The organism is Shewanella sp. 125m-7 (assembly GCF_052977045.1).
The window spans coordinates 14966-35406 of the sequence record NZ_JBRILQ010000004.1; the positions used below are offsets into that span (position 1 = coordinate 14966).

At 44.8% G+C, this 20441-nt stretch carries 11 protein-coding genes; 8 read left to right on the plus strand and 3 right to left on the minus strand.

Going from position 1 to position 20441, the window contains the following annotated elements:
• Positions 1–32 precede the first annotated feature (32 nt).
• From ACVBIL_RS02695 to ACVBIL_RS02730, 8 genes are all read left to right on the plus strand, one after another.
• Positions 33–1964 (plus strand): transglycosylase SLT domain-containing protein, encoded by a 1932-nt coding sequence (locus ACVBIL_RS02695; protein ID WP_447165454.1) that lies wholly within the window; start codon positions 33–35, stop codon positions 1962–1964.
• Positions 1965–2370: 406 nt separating this feature from the next.
• Positions 2371–3282 carry an AAA family ATPase gene (locus ACVBIL_RS02700; protein ID WP_447165455.1) on the plus strand — a complete coding sequence of 304 codons (912 nt, stop codon included), beginning with the start codon at positions 2371–2373 and terminating at the stop codon, positions 3280–3282.
• A gap of 80 nt (positions 3283–3362) precedes the next feature.
• Positions 3363–4385 carry a DUF58 domain-containing protein gene (locus ACVBIL_RS02705; protein ID WP_447165456.1) on the plus strand — a complete coding sequence of 341 codons (1023 nt, stop codon included), beginning with the start codon at positions 3363–3365 and terminating at the stop codon, positions 4383–4385.
• Positions 4382–6448, plus strand: a complete 2067-nt coding sequence (locus ACVBIL_RS02710; protein WP_447165457.1) for a transglutaminase TgpA family protein — start codon at positions 4382–4384, stop codon at positions 6446–6448. The genes ACVBIL_RS02705 and ACVBIL_RS02710 overlap by 4 nt, the downstream gene beginning before the upstream one ends.
• 59 nt (positions 6449–6507) lie before the next feature.
• The gene (gene recC / locus ACVBIL_RS02715) at positions 6508–10257 is read left to right on the plus strand and encodes an exodeoxyribonuclease V subunit gamma (protein ID WP_447165458.1); all 3750 of its coding nucleotides are present in this window, start codon (positions 6508–6510) and stop codon (positions 10255–10257) included.
• Position 10258: 1 nt separating this feature from the next.
• Positions 10259–14017: an exodeoxyribonuclease V subunit beta gene (gene recB, locus ACVBIL_RS02720; RefSeq protein WP_447165459.1), complete on the plus strand. Its 3759-nt coding sequence runs from the start codon at positions 10259–10261 to the stop codon at positions 14015–14017.
• Positions 14014–16005 (plus strand): exodeoxyribonuclease V subunit alpha, encoded by a 1992-nt coding sequence (recD, locus tag ACVBIL_RS02725; RefSeq protein ID WP_447165460.1) that lies wholly within the window; start codon positions 14014–14016, stop codon positions 16003–16005. Before recB ends, recD begins: the two co-directional genes overlap by 4 nt.
• A gap of 147 nt (positions 16006–16152) precedes the next feature.
• On the plus strand, positions 16153–17154 hold the full coding sequence (locus ACVBIL_RS02730; RefSeq protein WP_447165461.1) for a D-alanine--D-alanine ligase: 1002 nt from the start codon (positions 16153–16155) through the stop codon (positions 17152–17154).
• Positions 17155–17173: 19 nt separating this feature from the next.
• Here ACVBIL_RS02730 and ACVBIL_RS02735 read toward each other — a convergent pair whose 3' ends face one another.
• The 3 genes from ACVBIL_RS02735 to ACVBIL_RS02745 form a co-directional block, all read right to left on the minus strand.
• Positions 17174–17989 (minus strand): substrate-binding periplasmic protein, encoded by an 816-nt coding sequence (locus tag ACVBIL_RS02735; protein ID WP_447165462.1) that lies wholly within the window; start codon positions 17987–17989, stop codon positions 17174–17176.
• Positions 17976–19679, minus strand: a complete 1704-nt coding sequence (locus ACVBIL_RS02740; protein WP_447165463.1) for an ABC transporter substrate-binding protein — start codon at positions 19677–19679, stop codon at positions 17976–17978. The genes ACVBIL_RS02735 and ACVBIL_RS02740 overlap by 14 nt, the downstream gene beginning before the upstream one ends.
• A 159-nt stretch (positions 19680–19838) precedes the next feature.
• Positions 19839–20438 (minus strand): cytochrome c3 family protein, encoded by a 600-nt coding sequence (locus ACVBIL_RS02745; protein WP_447165464.1) that lies wholly within the window; start codon positions 20436–20438, stop codon positions 19839–19841.
• Between the last annotated feature and the right edge of the window lie 3 nt (positions 20439–20441).

Below are 20441 nucleotides of genomic sequence, written 5' to 3' on the forward strand. Positions count from 1 at the left end.
CAAAATAGGGAAATTCAAGAGGATTCTTGCAAATGCACAAGCAGTTAAGTCGCATTTTTACGGGGATTGTAGCACTACTAGTGTGCTCATCAGTCTATGCATCGACATTGACCAAAGAGCAGCAACTTTATTTAGATGCAAGGAGCGCACTAAATAAACAACAGTTAAACCAATACCAACAAATGCGTGATAAATTAGATGACTACCCGCTCGCCATCTATTTAGACTTTCACAGCAAGATCAACGGTATATTGAAACAACCCGCAAAACAGGCGATGAAACAATTAGCCGCCTTTGAGGGCAGTCCACTATATAACACAGGTCGTTACCGTTACCTTAAGCGTAGTGGTAATCAACAACGCTGGAATGACTTTCTTATTGTCAGCCCAAAGAGCCCCAACAATATTACGCTTCAATGTTATTTCTATCGTGCCCAATTACAACAAGGCGATAAACAACTTGCCTATGACGGCGCTCAATCTCTTTGGCTCTACGGTCGCTCACGCCCTAAAGAATGTGATCCTCTATTTAAACAATGGCAACAAGCCGGGTTGCGCACTCAAGAGCTGATCTGGTCACGTATGCTGCTCAGCTTTGAGCAAGGCCAGTATGGACTCTTATCCTATCTATCACGCCAATTAACTACCCATAAAAATGATGCCAAGCGTTTGCTCGCCGTCTATAAAGATCCACGTAGCCTAAGGCATAAATCAAAATTTAGTGGTTCAGCAAAAATTAATGCCACTATTGTTGAGCTAGGATTGAGAAAGTTAGCCAAGAAAGATCTAAAACAAGCGGTAAAGCTATTTGCTGCTTACCAAAAAGCCGACCGTTTCAGTGATTATCAAGGCCGAAAGCTAAGTCGTTATCTTGTTAGACGAGCACTGATTTATCAAACGATTGAACTTCAAAGCTACGTAGATACTATTTTACCGCTACTTGATAGTGACGACTTAGTCGAAATGCGCTTACGTTGGGCGCTGAGAGATAACGACCAAAAAAGTTTTGCTACATTTTTACCCCAACTAAGTCAGCAAAAACAAAATACAGCCCGCTGGAAGTATTGGCGTGCAACCGTACTCGCAAAAGACAACAGTAAACAAAGCCAAGTACAGTCAATGGCTCTGTTTGAAGCCCTACGCCTTGAACGTAACTTTTATGGTTACCTCGCAGCGGCAAAACTTCAGCAGCCCTTTCAACTACAAAACCAAGTTAGTCAAAGTAACAAACAGCTCAAGCAGCGAGTACTTGATGATAGCGGGTTAGCACGCGTCGCCGAGCTTCTCGCTATCGATAAACAATCAGATGCCAGAGCCGAGTGGGTTATGCTGCTAAACCGACACGATAAGCCAATGCAGAAAGAATATGCGGTCTACGCTGTCGAAAAACAATGGCATAGTCTTGGCGTTCAAGCCAGCATACAAGCGAAGCTCTGGAACGATATGGAGATGCGCTTTCCTTATGCCGCGCAAAATGCATTTAGCCATGCCAGCAAAAAATATGCCGTCGATATCGACGAAATTCGCTCAATTTCCCGTAGAGAAAGCGCCTATTACCCTAACGCGACATCTGGGGTCGGTGCTCGTGGTTATATGCAGCTGATGCCTGCGACGGCAAAGCAAACCGCGAACAAAACCAAACTGCCCTACCGTGGAATAAAAAGCCTATACGATGCAAACCTTAATATTGCATTAGGTAGCGCCTATTACAGTGGTTTACTCAAGCAATTTGATCAAAATAGAGTATTAGCTACCGCATCTTATAATGCGGGTCCACATCGTATAAACAGTTGGCTTAAAAAGAGTGACGGTAAACTTGATGTAGTTAGCTTTATCGAATCAATCCCCTACCGTGAGACTCGAGAATATGTACAGGCAGTGTTAAGTTACCGAGTCATTTATCAGGTTAAACAAGATAAGTCGCCTGAATTACTATCGGAGCAAGAGCTGACATTTGATTACTAAAGCGACTAGCGACTAGCGACTAGCGACTAGCGACTAGCGACTAGCATTACAATCAAGGCTAGCGGAGCCCACAAGCAAGCCCATTACATCTAGATCTACATCTAAAGGAGACGTTCTGCTCAAAAGGTGTCAGCTTTATTGAACGTGGTTCAAATTCATTAATGGTTCAGGCTGATTTATCAGGCTAAACCTACTGCTATTTATCGGCTAATAAGCAGCGGCTTGAAAATGGTGGCGAAAACGGGGTAAATCACTGAATACCATGGATTCTTTAGCTTATCGATTACTGATAACCCCTCTTATAAGAAACACGAACCGTCTAGCTTTACTGGAAAGAGAATCTGTTTTACACCATAGTAGAGAGGCGCAGGAATAATAACTAAAACGATAAAAAGACAGGGTTTCTATGCTCAACTTAAATATAAGCAGCGTTTTGCAGCAACTGGAAACAGTGCTACTTGGTAAGCCTCATCAAATAAAACTCGCGTTAACCTGTATTTTAGCCAGAGGGCACTTGTTAATTGAAGATCTACCGGGAATGGGGAAAACAAGTCTTTCTCATGGGTTGGCGCAAACATTAGGGTTAAGTTATCAAAGAATTCAATTCACCAGTGATATGCTACCTGCTGATATTTTAGGTGTGTCCATTTTCGATAAACAACAATCTCAATTTATCTTTCATCCCGGCCCCATCTTTAAACAGATGGTTTTAGCCGATGAAATTAACCGCGCAAGCCCTAAAACCCAAAGCGCACTGTTAGAAGCCATGGCAGAGCAGCAAATTACTGTTGATGGTACGACTTACGAATTACCCCAACCGTTTTTCGTTATTGCCACGCAAAACCCCAGTGAGCAATCAGGAGCCTTTCCTTTACCCGAATCTCAGTTAGACCGCTTTATGATGCGCATATCGATTGGCTATCCTTCCCCTCAGGCCGAGTTCACCATGTTAAAGGGCCCCGCTGGCAATGCAAAAGCAACCATTTTACCCGAGTGCTTATCGGCGCAATCTCTGCAAGAGTTGCAAGCCAGCATCGACAATGTCAGTGTATCAGACGCCTTACTAAACTATATTCTGGCATTGGTAAACACCTCTCGAGGTGAATCTTTAGGCGTAGGGCTTTCTCCTCGGGCAAGTAAAGCCATACTACAAGCAGCTAAGGCTTGGGCCTTTATCAATGGCCGTACATATCTTGTCCCTGAAGATGTGCAAGCTATATTCATGCACGTAGCAGAACACAGAATAAGGCAAACCTCCCAACAGGAAGGAGAAGCGCTATCCGCTAAGATCCTAAATAAAGTGAACCCAATCCTATAACCGAAAGATTGGGAACCCATTGCCTAGTGCAAAACGTATCAACAATAACATTCAGAGGTAAATTCATTTGAACCAAGCCTATGTCAATCCATACTAACAATAAGTCTAACCATAATGGGTTATTGACTCGGATCAAGGCTAAACTTGGTCACAAATGGCAACACTGGATAGTCCGTCGGCTCCCCGCAACAGAGCAAATAATCCTGAGTCATAAGAGTATTTTTATTCTACCAACCAAATTTGGCTGGGCTTGGCTGTTCCTCTTAACCCTATTGTTTTTATTTGGTACCAATTATCAAAATAACTTGGTAATGGGATTAAGCTTTTTACTTCTCAGCATCTTCAATACCTGCATTATTTACAGTTATAAGAATCTAGCGGGGCTGACTCTGTCTAGCAGTAAGGCCAAACATAACGTTGCCGGCAGACCAATTTACTTTCCGATAAACCTGTCATCACACTCGAACGCTTATGAAATCCAGCTCAACTTTAAAAACCAGCCCTTAGAAAACGTTAAACAGGTCAGTAATCACCAAACCCAGACGTTAGTCACCTTCAACGAGTCCCATCGCGGGCTAAATCATCCCGGCAGGATCACAGTAGAAACTCGTTACCCTCTTGGACTTTTCCGAGCCTGGTCCCAGGTTGACTTAGCCTTATCTCAGTTAGTATTCAGCCAACCTATCGTCGATGCTACCCCCAATAAACTCAGTGCATACCAAGGTGATGATCATCAAGATACAGGCAAGTATGTTGCTGGCGTTGATGAATATAAAGGATTAAAGGAATACATAGTGGGTGAGCCGTTAAAGCAGGTTGCATGGAAACAATGGGCTCAAGGCCGCGGGATGCTAACTAAGGAATTTGAAGAGCCACAAGATGCCCCTTTATGGTTACAGCTAGAAAAAGAACCGCAAGATATCGAGCTTGCATTGAGCCATCTTGCTTGGCATACCGAACAATTGAGTAATAAAAATCAGGTCTTTGGGTTGATTATCGCAGGCAATTCGATAACGCCATCTCATGGAGAGCAGCATCGCATCAAGATCCAAACTCAATTGGCACTCTTCCCTCGAAAATATTATTCGAAGGATAACCAATGACAGCAAAAGAAAGGCAAAGCATTTCACGTCACACTATGATGTGGCTACTTATCACCAATATTGCCATCTTATTTCCGCTATATGAGCAAGTAACGCTTTGGTCTCTGGCGATTTGTGCCATTTGTATTTTTTGGCGTATCGGCATCTATTTAGGCAAAGTCGCTAAACCACCCAAATGGCTTGTCACCAGCCTCGCGTTTGCTTCAGCATCAACACTGACTATGGTTGCAGGGCAAATCGGTGTCCTCACAGCGATGGTTAATCTACTCATACTCGGTTACGCTTTAAAGTACATAGAGATGCGTAATCGCCGTGATGTTCAGGCTATTGTACTCGTGGGTTTCTTCCTCATCGCTTTTACATTTATTCAGCAGCAAAGCGTATTAACGACCCTTCATTTATTAATCGTGACCATTATTAATACCTGCGTACTCATCAGCCTATATCACGATGAGGGCAACTTTAGCTATACAGCAAAACTCGGTAGTAAAATGATTGTTCAAAGTTTACCGCTGACCATAGTGCTATTTTTAGTCTTACCTCGCCTTGCCCCCCTATGGATGGTACCCCCCAATAAAAGCGCCCAAACAGGGCTTTCTGACTCCGTCAGCTTTGGCGATATCGGCAAGCTAACACGCTCAAGTGAACTGGCTTTTAGGGCAACATTTAATGGTGACGCCCCAAGTAACGATAAGCTCTATTGGCGCGCCATTGTAATGGAAGATTATGATGGTAAAGATTGGACTCAAAATGTGCGGATAGCCAAACAAGCATCCAACGGGCAACCCACATCGATTAAGCAAGCCTCTAAGCAAACCATTAAGCAGGCGCATCCCACACAAGCAAGCCCTATCAGCTACACGGTCATTGCCGAATCGAGCGGTCAACAATGGTTGTTTGGTCTAGATGTCGCGACCACTCAAGACAAAGGCATTCATGCACTCGAAGATTATTCGCTCTACGCTGCTCGACCGATAGATCAAAGGCGCTTGTATCAAGTCAGCAGTTATGACAAGCATATTATGGATAGCGAACTTAGCCCACAAAGCCGCGTTATTAACCTAACGTTACCTAACAACAGCAACCCTAAAACTCTGGCTCTCGCTCAACAATTTGCAGCCAAATACCCAGCCCCCGCCCCACGCCTTAATGCGATGATGCGCTATTTCACTGAGCAACCTTACTACTATACCTTGCACCCCCCCAGCGTTGGCGAGCAGCAAATCGATGATTTCCTTATCGATAACAAGGCTGGATTTTGTGTGCACTACGCCAGTGCTTTTACATTTATGGCCAGAGCCACGGGGATCCCAGCCCGCTTAGTGACCGGTTATCAGGGCGCTGAATTTAACGCCGCGGCGGGTTATTACAGCGTGTATCAATATATGGCCCATGCCTGGGTTGAAGTGTGGCTGGCTAATCAAGGTTGGGTACGATTAGACCCAACGGCGATGATCGCCCCCGAACGAGTCGAACAAGGCTTTGACGCCATTTTTGACCCCGAGGCGACTTATCTGTTAGATAATCCATTTAGTAGCCTAGCCTACCGCGATAATCCTTTTTTGAATCAATTACGGATGCAATTTTCAAGTATCGATTACTTTTGGAGTACCTGGGTTCTCGGGTTCGATAGTAAAAAGCAACAAGGCGTTCTTGAAGATCTTTTAGGTCAGCTCACGCCCATTAAGCTTGCGATTTTCATCTTAATTAGCCTAAGTGTTATCGGCTTATCTATCGCTTATAGCGCCGGAATCATTCAGTTTCGCCGCTCAAGTGATAAACACCTCAACGCTTATTATTCTGTCTGTAAAATGCTGCGCCAACGCGGCTTGCCAAGAGCCCACCATGAAGGCCCACAAGATTACAACCAACGTGTTGCCTCCGTCTTCCCGTCAATTGCGAAAGACTTTGATAAATTAACCCAGTATTTTGTCGCCATTAAGTATCAAAATTTGAGTGAAAATAGCAATAAACACTGTTCTCGGCTACTTATCAAGCAATCGAGATGGCTAAAAATCAATATCATTAAACAGAGATTGGCACTTAATAAAACAAACACATAGAATGGATTAATTCAGTCGATGAAGTGCTCACTCCAGTGCATTGTTGTTAAAGGACCGCCATGCTATATCTCGTACAATCAAACCAAATGGAAGCATTATCACAGCTGCTAGCCAGCGAGCTGCGCACGCCATTACCCAACACCCCATTATTGATGCCTGAACATATTTTGGTTCAGAGCCCGGGTATGTCCACATGGTTAAGATTAGAGATAGCGAGGCAAAACAATATTGCAGCGGGCTTAGAGTTCCCACTGCCCTCAAGTTTTATCTGGCAGTTATGTCATACCTTGCTAGAGGATGTGCCAAAAGAAAACGCCTTTACCAAAGCGGCAATGACCTGGAAACTGATGGAGTTGCTGCCAACCCTTATCGACAGAGACGACTTTTTACCGCTGGCAAATTACCTGAACAACGGCAATCTTGGTCGAGACTTAAATTCTGACATCGAAACTAATGTTGAAACTCACGTAGAAATAGGCTTTCCAAACGCTGACAGCGAAAGTGCGGGCATTGAAAGCACTGAACAAAACCCACTTAAATTGTATCAACTTTGTGGCCAAATAGCCGATATCTTCGACCAATATTTAGTTTACCGTCCTGACTGGATCAGTGCTTGGGAGGCCAATGAGCCGACGTTACCGCCAAAAGGTGACAAACTCAGTCCAGCTCAAGCGTGGCAACCGATTTTATGGCGCGCACTTATCGACTTTAATGCTAACACTTTAAATAAGAGTCGCTATCACCGTGCAAATCTACACCAAGCCTTGTTTGATGCACTCGATGAGCCTAGCACCAACTTAGAAGCACTACCCAGACGCTTGTTTGTGTTTGGGATCTCGTCGATGGCACCACAAACCCTTGACGTACTGCACTATTTAGCCAAGCGCATCGATGTGATCATGCTAAACCTTAGTCCCTGTCAGCACTATTGGGGCGACATAGTCGATCCCCGCCTACGCGCGCGGATGGCACTGCAGTATGCCGATAAACATAAATTAGAACTCGAGTGGGAAGATAAGCTCGAAGTCGGCAATCCACTTCTCGCTAATAACGGTAAAATGGGTCGTGAATTACTCGACTTACTATTAGAGCTACCAGAGGAGCATACCGCCTTTAATTTCGATTGCTACCAAGAGCCAAGCCCCGAGACTATGCTCAGTGGTGTGCAATATGACATATTAGAGCTAAGCACCCGGGGTCAAAGCCTTGGACCTGATGCCGCGCTGTATTTAAGCTTAGATGGCCGAAGAGTGGTTCAAGAAACTGATAACTCAATTACGGTACGAAGCTGCCACAGCCCGCTTAGAGAAGTCGAGACCCTGCACGACCACTTGCTTGAGATGTTATCTCGCCCTATCTCTGATGAACAAGTTGCAGATGGCGCTACCCCGCTAGCACCAAAAGATATCGTGATCATGATGCCCGATGTCGCCGCCTATGCCCCCTATATCGATGCCGTTTTTGGCGCAAAACAAGGCGCTCATTATATTCCTTACGCTATTGCCGATCGCGGCGCCGCGCAAGAGTCCCCACTAATCTCAAGCTTTTTACACCTATTAAAAATCAACCAAAGCCGTTTTGGTCTGACCGATATCCTCAGTATCTTAGAAGTGCCAGCGGTGCTGCGCCGTTTTGAACTAGACGATGACGGCCTGACGGTCATTAAGCGTTGGTTAGAGCAAGCAGGTGTACGTTGGGGCCGCGACGAAAATAGTCGCACCGAATACCATATTCCAGCCTTTGAGCAAAACTCCTGGGCATTTGGCATCAAACGCTTGATATTAGGTTACAGCTTTAGTGACGACTCACCACTTTATCAGCACAACTTATCGGTAAATGGCGTCGAAGGACAAACTGCCCAAGCGTTAGGCAAACTGCTCGATTTTATCGAAGCACTGGATGATGTTCACCAAGCGCTTGCAGAAGTATGTAGCTTGAGTGAACGCATGGCGCAACTCGAGGCCATATTAGACAACTTTTATAATGTTGACGATGATGAAATGGTGCAGCAACAGGAGATCCGTGACGCCATCGTTAAACTCAATGAAGAGTTAACCGAAGCTGGGTACACCACGCCACTCACCATCGAAGTATTACAAAACTGGTTTACTAGCCGTCTGTCAGAATCTCGAGTCGGTCAGCGTTACCTTGCCGGCAGCGTTAATTTCTGTACCTTAATGCCGATGCGCTCTATTCCCTTCAAACTAGTCTGTTTGCTGGGAATGAATGATGGTGTATACCCACGAGTGCAGCATCCCGTAGGCTTTGACCTTGTGGCGCAAATGGGGCCACGAAAAGGCGACCGCTCACGCCGTTTAGATGATAGATACTTATTTTTAGAAGCTATTTTATCGGCGCGAGATCAGCTTTATATCAGTTATATCGGCAATAGCGAGCGTGACGATTCAGAACGCATCCCATCGATGTTGGTCTCTGAATTAATTGAGTATTGCCAACTGGTTTACCTACCCGAGAGTTTAGCGGGTGAGCAAGCATCAACAGGTAACGTATCACCGACCTTAATCGATGATATTGAAAAGCGTATGCGCGCGCATTTAATTTATAAACAGCCACTGCAACCATTTGATAGCCGGCTTTATACAGGCTTAGACTCGGGCTTACATACGGCAGCAGATGCTAGCGCAAATACGGCGTCATCAGCAGAGGTACACCAACGTCTTCAACAAAGTTACTCTGCACAGTGGTGTCCAACTCCAATGAGAGCCGAGTCCAGTGTGCAGCAAAGTCATTACAAACACTTCATCGGCCAAATGACGCAACTGATCCCATTTAGTGATGACAGCGGTAGCGAGCCGCAAGAACTTGAACTTTCAGCGCTGATCCGCTTTTTCAGAAACCCGGCGCAGTATTTCTTTAATCGTACTTTAAAGGTTGACCTTGGGCTTGATATCCAGGCAGATGATAATGACGAGCCTTTTAGTCTCAATGCCTTAGAGCGCTACAAACTACAAGCCATTTTGTTAGACAATGCCATCGACAGCGGTGAGCTGCAGCCTGACACCGACTTGTTAGCACGTTTAAAAGCGCAAGGTAATTTACCATTAAAGCCCTTTGATGACTTGATTTTAAATCAGTATCTACATGATATTAAACCATTGATTGGTCGCAGTTTATATCTTAAAGGGGACAAAGCAGAGTCGGTCAACATCAACCTTCTATTTGATGATGAGAATATCAACCTCGTCGGCCGCATCGATGATTTAAGCGCCAAAGGCTTAGTGAACTACCGCCCGGGTACTGCCAATGGCCGCGATTTAATCCGTGTCTATTTACGTCATCTTTGCCTGTGCGCCATGCAGCAGCCAGCACTTAAATCAGAGCTAAACAGACGCACGCCAATAACCAGTTATTTACTCGATATTGGCCACTTCCATGCATTTGCACCCGTCACTGCTGAACAGGCAAAAAATCAATTAAGTCAATGGTTAAGCTGTTTCAAGCAAGGTCAAGCACATCCGTTAATGTTTATGCCTCGTACGGCTCTAGCCTACGTCGAGGCTGAAGGCTCACATAGACAAAAATTAATGGAGGCACAATCACAGTGGTTAGACGAACAGAGCCAGCTAGGTGAAGGGCTTGAGCCACATTTCCAGCGGTTATTTAGTTTCCCAGAAGACTTTAGCGAAGATAACTTCGCTAAAACGGCAGATAGATTACTCTCGCCGCTACTGAGCTTGTATCACAAAGATAAACTCAGTGAATTAGCAACATTTTCAGAGTCTGGAATTGACACCGTCGATATCGATTTAGCGGCCACGTCGTCAATAAATCCAAGTGAGGCAAACTAAGATGAGTAACCATCACCTAAACGATATAACGACTAAAACTCATACTGCCGCCGCAACTATCACACCAGAGCCTTTAGATACGCTAACATTGCCTTTTGGCGGCAGTCGCCTCATCGAGGCCAGCGCCGGTACAGGTAAAACCTTTACCATTGCCGGCTTGTACGTACGCCTGCTGCTAGGTCATGGCATTGATACGCCACTGACTTGCGAGCAAATCTTAGTCGTTACCTTTACCAATGCAGCAACGGGTGAGTTAAGAGATCGTATTCGAAAGAAAATTCAGCTTGCTTATCGCCGCTTTATCGGTCTCGAGGTCGATGACCAATTGATCAATGCGCTGTACGATGCAACGGCCCAAGAGGCGTTACCCATTGCCCGTAAGCGTTTAGATCTTGCGCTAAAATCACTCGACGAAGCGGCTATTTTTACCATTCACGGTTTTTGTCAGCGCATTTTGGCAGATATGGCCTTTGAGTCATCTCTACTATTTGAATCTGAATTCACCTTAGATGATAGTGAATTCCTGCATCATGCGGTGCGCGATTTTTGGCGTGAGAAGTGCTATCCATTAACAGGCAGTTTGGCCGATGTGATCCAAAGTAAATTTAGTGAACCCGATGCATTATCACGCCAACTTAGACCATTACTCGGTGCCAGTAATGCCGTTGCTATGCCTATGCCTGAAGCCTTTGATAAGTTACAAACAAACCTAACTCAAAGCCTAAGCCGCTTTAAATTGATTTGGCCTACAGAGCGCGAGCAAACCGAAACCTTGCTGCATTCACTGCCACTCAATGGCGCGCGTTTTGGTAAACAAAGCGATGGTTTCCCAAAGCTTGCCAAGATGCTCGATGATATCGACAACTGGGTTGCCTTCGGCCAAGGCTTACCGCCCGCAAAGGCGCTTGAGGCTTTGTCACTTAATAGCCTTAAATTAAATAAAGGCGGAGAGATCCCATCAGCTCAGCAAGCTCCCATGCTGGAGCATATGGAGCGACTGGCTCAGTTCATCACAGATCTCATTCCAAGCTTTCTTTATTGCGCAAGAGATGGCATTGCCAAACGCTTTGCTAAACAAAAACTTGAGCGCAACCTGCTCACTCCAGATGACTTGCTACTGACCCTTGCGGGTGCATTAGATGTTGCTAAAAAGCATAGCTTAGCCACCAGCATTAGCCGACGTTTTCCAGTGGCATTAATTGACGAGTTCCAAGACACTGATCCGCTGCAGTTTAAGATATTTTCAAGCGTTTACCAGTGCCAAGCTAAAGTGAATGTGACTGAAGAGACTGATACTAGCCTTCGTGATCCGTCCGATAACGATAGCAAGTTAAGTTTATTGATGATAGGCGACCCAAAACAGGCTATTTACGCGTTTCGCGGTGCCGATATTCACACCTATATCCAGGCTCGTGAGCAAACGGCCAAGCATTACAATCTAGACACTAATTATCGCTCTAACAAGCAGATGGTCGATGCGGTTAATGCTATTTTCAGCCACAGAAATGACCCCTTTATCAGTCAGTCGATCCCTTTTGAGCCCGTTAACGCCTCTAGTTTTGCCGATAAAAAAGTGCTCAACGAAAAACTTAAAAATAACAGTGCCTTAAGACTCAGACTATTGAGTGAAGAGAGCGAAAAAGGCCTCAATAAGACCACTGCAAGACAACGACTCGCTGATGATGTTGCAGATGAGATCGCATTATTACTGACTGATGCGCAGCAAAAGCTGTGCGCTATTGCTGATACCCCACTAAAAGCGAAAGATATTGCGGTACTCGTCAGAGATAGACACGAAGCTAATGTCATTAAGTCTGCATTACGCCTTCGTCAAATTGGTGCGGTATTTTTAAGTCGCGACAGCGTGTTTAATACCTTAGAAGCGCGGGAAATGGCATTGATTCTCTATGCCATGGCCGATCCGAAAGATGAGCGCGCGTTAAGAAGTGCCCTCGCCACCTCTTTGCTCGGTTATAGCGCCGAGGCTATTCATCAATTTAACCAAGATGAAGATACGCGCCAAACACTGCTTGAGCAATTTGCGCAGCTGCATCAAGTGTGGTTAAAACGCGGCATCATGCCGGCATTGCTGACACTGGCAAGCCAAACTCAGATCATCGAGCGTTTACTTAACAATGAGGACGGTGAACGGCGTTTAACCGACTTTAGACACCTGGGTGAACTCTTGCAGCAAAAGGCTACAGAGCTCGACGGCTTCAGTGCACTGATCAATTGGTTTGAACAAGCACTTATTGAAAATCAGCCAAGTGAAGAAGCACAGCTACGCTTAGAAAGTGAGCAAAACCTAGTGCAGATTGTCACGATTCATAAGAGTAAGGGCCTAGAATACCCAATCTGCTTTATTCCGTTTGTCAGCTTAAGCCGCGATAACCGAAAAAAACCGTCGCCCATGCTGTATCACGATCACAATAAATTGATCTGGGATATTGAGCAGAGTGAGGAAGGCTGGGAGCGCCAAAAGCGGGAAACCTTAGCCGAAGATCTACGCTTGCTCTATGTGGCCCTTACCCGTCCGGTACTCAAGTGCTATCTGTATATTGCTAACCATAGCCGCTTTACCAAAAAGTCGGGCATGAGTAGCCAATTACATGAAACCGCCATTGGTTATTTATTGGGGATTGAAGATAAGGCCTGTGATTACGATAGGTTACTGCTACAAGCAAACTTATTACAAAAGGCCAATCCGGTCGCCATTAGCTTAAGCGAACTGGCAGCTGCGGGTAGCGATAAAGAAGTCAATGTAGAGCCGGTGATTTTAGCCAAAGATGAAGCCATTGAAACACACTTTGCCCCAAAAGAGCTGAAACGGCCGCAGCTGACTCCATGGCGTGTCGGCAGCTACTCAGGTCTTGTTAAACACTTAGCCCATGAAAAAGTGCTGCCTGGTGCCGATGATGAGATATTCCCGGAAGTTGATACCATTATCGATGACATTGATGACTCACCTTCTCGCTTTAACTTTGAGCGCGGCGCAAATGCCGGTAGCTTTATGCACTTGGTATTAGAGCTCATCGACTTTACCCAAGCCGAAATCGATCTTGATGTGCAGCTACCGATTGCCATGAGTAAATATGGCATAGATGAAAGTTGGGTAGACGTGCTCAAAGCTTGGTATCTCGATTTATTGCATGCACCGTTAGCAACCGATGATTCGTTAAAGCTGGCACAATTATCATCACAACAAAAACTGGTAGAGATGGAGTTTTACCTACCTATAGTATCCCTGAGTGCCGATAAGCTCAACGCCCTGTTAACCGAGTTCGGCTATAGCGCAGGCCTTGTCTTTGATGACTTACAAGGCATGCTTAAGGGCTTTGTGGATTTAACCTTTGAGCATAATAACCAATACTTTATCGCCGATTATAAGTCGAATCACTTAGGCGATGATTTGAGCCAATATCATTACACTAATATGCAGCAAGCTATTCGCTCTCATCGTTATGATCTGCAGTATATTATCTATACGCTTGCCCTACACCGCTACCTTTCGCTGAGGATGGTAAACTACGATTACGATCAGCATATAGGAGGTTGTTTCTATCTGTTTTTACGAGGAATGTCTGTCAGTAGCCCACAATCAGGGGTGTATTATGATAAGCCGCCTAAGTTACTTATCGAAAAGCTAGATGCGTTATTTACAAACTCGACACCTCAGAACAGTGAGACACTCTTAATGTCAGATCCAATGTCAGGCTCAAGCTCAATAGCACTAGATAATGCCTCTGTGGAGGTCAAATGATCGTTACTACTCAGCCGATTAATGAACTATTGAAACGGTGGCAAAATGAGCGATTACTCACCTCTCTTGATCGCCACTTTGCGTTAGAGATGACTAAGCTTCATCAGGAGTCATCGCCTTTATTCACACTTATCTGCGCCCTTGTGAGTCAACACTTGTCGAGCCAGCACACTTGCTTGCCGCTTAAACAGATAGATTTAGACAATCCCTTTAAGGAGCAAAGTAGCCAATGCCAAATAAGCTTAGAGCTAAGTCAGTTAGAGCAAGCGCTATTAGCATTCGAAGCCATAGGTACGCCTGAAGACCCCATTCTAAAACCTCTGATTATGGATAAAGGTAATCTTTATCTGCAGCGCTACTATCACTACGAGAAAGAAGTGGCTGATTCACTAAAGCAGCTGTCATTATCACCAAGTCCTAACGAACTGAATGACAGTCTAGATATAAACAGTCTAGACATAAACCAAGCCCGTGAATTACTCGCTAAACTCTTCCCCGTGACTGAGCAGCAATATGACTGGCAAAAAATAGCCACGGCTACCGCAATGACCCAGAAATTAGCCGTCATCACTGGAGGCCCAGGTACAGGTAAAACGACAACTGTAACTAAGCTGCTGTATTTACTGTGCGCAGGTCAGGAGCTAACCATTCGACTGGTCGCGCCAACCGGCAAAGCGGCCGCGCGTTTAAGTGAGTCAATAAAAGCCTCAAAGCAGCGACTTGCAAATGATTTAAGCCAAGCAGGCGTCATCGACTTGGATAAAAATATTGCCAAAATTCCAGAAGAAGCGGCAACCTTACACCGCTTACTGGGTGTTATTCCTAATTCGCACCAATTTAGACACCATAAAGACAATCTGTTAAGACTGGATCTGTTAGTTATTGATGAAGCATCTATGGTCGACTTACCTATGATGCATAAGGTGTTATCGGCGCTTCCTGAACATGCTCGGCTTATTTTACTCGGCGATCAAGATCAGCTGGCCTCGGTAGAAGCTGGTGCTGTACTGGCCGATATTTGCCAAGGGTTAAAGCAAGTCTCTAAAGTAAACAAACAAAACCGCTGGCAGATGCGCTATTCACAAGAGCAGGCGGATCGACTTAGCCTGTTAACAAACACACCGCTATCAGAGTTTATCAGTCCTAACCCTAAGATTGGCGACAGTCTTTGTATGCTAATGCACAGCCATCGCTTTCAAGGCGATGCCGGTATTGGTCAACTTGCCCTAGCGGTGAACCAGTCAAATACCGCTCGCGTCGCAGAAGTCTGGCAAACAGGTTATCAAGAGTTATTGTGGATTGAACATGGCTTAGTGAATAGCAATCACACCGGCGCGCAGAGCAATAGTGGCCTTGAAAGCCTACTCGCGCAGGCTGTTGAACAATATGGTGCTTATATCGGCGCCATGCACCAAACGCCAAATGATGCACAAGCCATTATCGATTGCTTTAATCAGTATCGAATTTTATGCGCCATGCGGGCAGGTGAATATGGCGTTGATGGCATCAACCAGGGGGTCACGGCCGCTTTGGCTGCCAAAGGACTTATTCGTCCTGAACAGGAGTTTTACGCCGCGCGGCCAATCATCATTCAAAGCAACGATTATAATCTCGGTTTGTTTAATGGCGATATTGGCCTTATTTTGCCCGACACCAATAGTGAGTCACACCGATTAATGGCCCACTTTGTTCAGGCGGACGGCAGCCTATTAAAAGTGTTACCCGCTCGATTACCAAGTCACGAAACCTGTTATGCCATGACAGTACATAAAAGCCAAGGTAGTGAGTTTAGTCACGTCTCTTTAGTACTGCCGATAAGGCCCAGTAACGCGCAGCAGCAGTTATTATCGAAAGAGTTGATCTATACCGCGATTACTCGTGCGAAGCATCATTTTACCTGCTTGGGAAGTCAAAGGGTTTTTGAGCACGCAACAACATGTCTAACGCAGCGAGCATCGGGATTAGCCCAACGTTTATGGCGAGATTAACCCTTATTCACGCCTAGCGTGTAAAAGTCTTATAGACTCGAATATAAAAACAGCATTCGAGCGAAATCGATAAGGCAAAACTTGCATTACAAAGTGATTACGCCATAGTGAGTCAGCTGAATATAACGGGGAACCGGTGGAGATAAAATGACCCAAAAGAATTTATTACTATTGTGCGGTGGCGGTGGCGATGAACACAGCATCTCACTCTTATCAGCCAATTTTTTTGAAACTCAATTAGCCACTTTGCCGCATTTCAATGTGCTACGGGTTGAGCTTAATGCTGACGGCCAATACCACACTCAAGCAGGCGAGCTTTGTGAGTTGACTAACAGTAAGCAAATTCGCTTCGATGACCCAACCAAAGCCCCTTGGGGTGTGGATTATGTTATCCCCTGTATTCACGGCTACCCGGGTGAAACTGGCGATATCCAATCTTACTTTGAGTTAATCAATCTGCCATATTTTGGCTGCGATTCTGAAGCAAGCAGTAACTGCTTTAATAAAGTGACCGCTAAAATGTGGTTCAGTGCGCTTGGGATCCCCAATACACCGTATATTTTCTTAAATGAGTTTAATCAACAAGCCATTGAAGAAACTGAACTTGCACTACAACAGTGGGGCTCTATTTTTATTAAAGCTGCATCACAAGGCTCATCTGTTGGTTGTTACCGTGTTGATACTAAAGAGCAACTCGCGAGCTCTTTAGAAGAAGCTTTTAAATACTCACCTTACGTTGTGGTAGAAAAAACCATTAACGCTCGTGAGCTAGAGGTGGCCACCTTTGAGGTCAATGGTGAGATCATCGCCACTAAACCCGGTGAAATCATTTGTGCCAGTAACACTTTCTATAGTTTCGATGAAAAGTATGCTGAAAATAGCCAAGCACAAACGGTCATTGAAGCCGATGTCGATGAAGCCATTGCCAAGCAAATACAAGCGTATGCCGTTAAAGTCTTTAAAGGTATGAAGCTACGTCACTTGTCTAGAATTGACTTCTTCCTAACCGAAGATAATGAAATTTTACTCAATGAGATCAATACATTCCCAGGGCAAACTCAGATCTCTATGTTCCCAAAAATGTTGCAAAATCACGGCCACAACTTTGCTGAGTATCTGTCAGGTAACATCTTAGCTCAACTTAAGTAATTTACCCTTTAGTGATCCGCTACAAACTAATACTAACGCCATAGCGTAAGTATAAAGCATCAATAAAACCATCTTGATACATAGCTAATAAGGCTGCATCGAGATGGTTTTTTACCTTAGGCGCTAAGTCAATATTGCACGCCATTGCGCGGATTGATGTATAAAATACCAATTCAGGTTCGCCCAACTCTATATTTGTTACTCGCATATCTTCTCGTGCACTCATTAACTCCGATGCCATTAAATCAATACGGTTATATTGCAGCTTTTTAATATTTTGCCTTCTTAACGACGCTAACTCGACGTTATAGCCTAAACCCAATAAATACTCGGCAATGCCACTGCCTAAATAGGAACCTATGGTAAATGGTTTAGCATCACTTAAACTGGTTAACGCTATTTTTTGACTATCTGAACTATAAAGCCCATAGCGTGAAATCAGCATAGGGCTTATCCATTGATAATCCGCCTCACGCTCTTGACTACGCTCGACCGGGGTAACGCAGTAATTCTTATGTTGTAACGTCGTCAATAGTGCTCGCTTTAACGGCACAAAGGAAAGCTGATAATCCAGCGCCGCACGTTTGAACAGCTCTGCGACTAACTCGACTAATAGGCCTTTATGTTGTCCTTGTTCGATAAACGCAAAAGGAGGCTCTTCATAAGTTAACACCTGCATACGAAGAGGTTTATCGCTTTGCGAAGCGTTAATGGACAACACTTTTGGTTGCAATTGGCCAGAACTGATCTTGTCGCTTGATTCAGCAGCGCTATGAACTTGCACCGTAAATGCGACTGACAATAATGCAAGACAGCGAAGATTATTGCCAAACACGAATAGCCTCCTCATAAGGTAATGTCCGTCCTTTTGGTTTTTCATTATTTTTCATTTTAGGAGAACCTGGATTTTCGAGCCAAACTTCAATACTCGTACTGGGATTCAATTTCGGTGCACAGCGCTGCATATCACTTTTTTCAAGCGAGGCTAGATGTTCATCAACGGCCTTTGCCATTTCATCTAATGCTTGCGGAGCGGTCTTATCGCCCTCTACGACCATAGCGATATGGCGCCACCAATATTTAGCGATACCGGGATAATCAGGAACATTGTTACCCGTAGGCGTCCAGACTTGCCGCCCACGACTACGATAAAACTCAATTAACCCGCCTAAGTAAGGCGCAATTTCTGTCACTTGTTCCGATTGAAGATCCGATAATCGCACTGGGGTGTACCCTTTAAGAAACTTCTTCAAACTAACGGTTTTTGATACAACAAACTGGGCATAAAGCCAAGCGGCTTGTCGCCTATCTAATGGTGTCGACTTTAAAAAAGTCCAGGCTCCAGTATCTTGATAACCCGACTTCATCCCCGCTTGCCAATATTTTCCTAGCGGCGAAGGAGCTACGCGCCATTTTGGCGTACCATCTTCATTCATCAGTTCTGAGCCCGGTGTGACTAAGTTTCCAATGTCGGCGCTATACCAAAATATTTGTTGAGCGATGACCCCTTTGGCAGGCCAGACTAGTGATTGTGAAAAGTAGAGTTCTCTGGCCTCTATCGGTGCGTATTTAAGCCAATCGACATATTTGCCAACAGCATATACTGCAGCGGGACTATTGAGTGCCCCTCCCCTTGAGGTACTAGCACCAACGGGGTGACAGTCTTCGACTCTAATCCCCCATTCATCGACAGGAATGCCATTAGGTAAGCCCTTGTCACCAACTCCAGCCATGGACAACCAAGCATCGGAAATTCGCCAACCTAATGATGGGTGCTTTTTCGCATAATCCATATGACCATAAATTCTGTTGCCATCGATCACTTTAACTTTTTCACTAAAAAATTCAGCAATGTCTTCGTAGGCCTGCCAATTTTGCGGCACTGCCAACTCATAACCATACAAAGCTCTGAATAGGTTTTTGAGCTCCGGTCTAGCAAACCAATCTTGGCGATACCAATAGAGGTTAACAAATTGCTGATCGGGCAGCTGATATAGCTTGCCGTCTGGAGCGCTAGTGAAATTCAACCCTATAAAGTCTTTTAAATCGAGTGTTGGAGAGGTGACCTTCTTACCTGAACCGCTAATAAAGTCACTAATAGGCACAACATAATCCTGCCGAAAATGGGTACCAATTAGGTCACTATCGCTAATGTAACCATCGTATAGATTCTGATCTGTAGCATTTTGAATCGACATTTTATGCAATACATCAGCTTCACCCGTCACCTCATGAACCACATGGATCCCAGTGATCTCATAAAATGCTTTAGCTAGCACCTCTGATTCATAAATATGAGTTGCGATACGCTCAGAAGTTACTCTGATAGAGAGGTTTCGATAAGGCTCCGCAGCATCAATAAACCACTGCATCTCTTGCATCTGCTCACTTCTCGTTAGCGTCGACGGCTGAAAATCTTGAGACACCCATACTTCAGCTGCACCTTGATGAGTGCCAGCCGAAACAGTACCTGCAAGTAGAGATACACTGAATAAACAACTGCGTAATACGCATTTTTGAATCACCTATCGGCTCCCTGATAGTGATTTTAAATGGCCTGTGTTGTTTTTTTATCATAAACAAAGCCATTAGATGATAACTCTATAAAATAGAGGAAAATAACAAAAAAGCCAGCGCAATTTTGCGCTGGCTTTTTACTTTAGGCCTTCTGGTTCAAACAGAACTTACCAGCCTTGTACACCTTGCATATCTGGAAGGTGATGAGCAATACCTTTGTGGCAATCGATACAGGTCTTCTCACCACTAGCTAATGAGGTAGAATGCATCTTAGCCGCACGCTGTGATTGGCGTGTAAAGTCCATGTAATCGAAGTTGTGACAGTTACGACACTCTAACGAATCATTCGCTTTTAAACGCGCCCACTCACGATCTGCAAGCTCACGACGCTTGTCTTCGAACTTCTCACGGGTATTAATTGTTCCAAACACCTTACCCCAGACTTCTTTCGATGCTTGCATCTTACGAGCAATCTTATCGGTCCAGTTATGAGGCACGTGGCAATCAGGACACGTTGCTCGAACGCCACTTCGGTTAGTAAAGTGAATCGTCGTTTGCATCTCTTGGTAAACGTTGTTTTCCATCTCGTGACAACCGATACAGAAAGCCTCTTGATTGGTTACTTCTAAGGCCGTGTTAAAACCACCCCAGAATATCACCCCAGCAACAAAGCCACCCAGTGTAAGGAAACCTAAGCTGTAATGTACACTCGGCTTTCTTAGTACCTGCCAAATCTTCTTTAACATCGATATTAATTTAGCTGTCATAAC

What these genes read in the sequence shown, in the direction of transcription:
- ACVBIL_RS02700 (WP_447165455.1), top strand. Translation starts at nt 2,371, where the DNA reads ATGCTCAACTTAAATATAAGCAGCGTTTTGCAGCAACTGGAAACAGTG.
- ACVBIL_RS02730 (WP_447165461.1), top strand. Translation starts at nt 16,153, where the DNA reads ATGACCCAAAAGAATTTATTACTATTGTGCGGTGGCGGTGGCGATGAA.
- recC (WP_447165458.1), top strand. Translation starts at nt 6,508, where the DNA reads ATGCTATATCTCGTACAATCAAACCAAATGGAAGCATTATCACAGCTG.
- ACVBIL_RS02695 (WP_447165454.1), top strand. Translation starts at nt 33, where the DNA reads ATGCACAAGCAGTTAAGTCGCATTTTTACGGGGATTGTAGCACTACTA.
- ACVBIL_RS02710 (WP_447165457.1), top strand. Translation starts at nt 4,382, where the DNA reads ATGACAGCAAAAGAAAGGCAAAGCATTTCACGTCACACTATGATGTGG.
- recB (WP_447165459.1), top strand. Translation starts at nt 10,259, where the DNA reads ATGAGTAACCATCACCTAAACGATATAACGACTAAAACTCATACTGCC.
- recD (WP_447165460.1), top strand. Translation starts at nt 14,014, where the DNA reads ATGATCGTTACTACTCAGCCGATTAATGAACTATTGAAACGGTGGCAA.
- ACVBIL_RS02705 (WP_447165456.1), top strand. Translation starts at nt 3,363, where the DNA reads ATGTCAATCCATACTAACAATAAGTCTAACCATAATGGGTTATTGACT.
- ACVBIL_RS02745 (WP_447165464.1), bottom strand. Translation starts at nt 20,438, where the DNA reads ATGACAGCTAAATTAATATCGATGTTAAAGAAGATTTGGCAGGTACTA.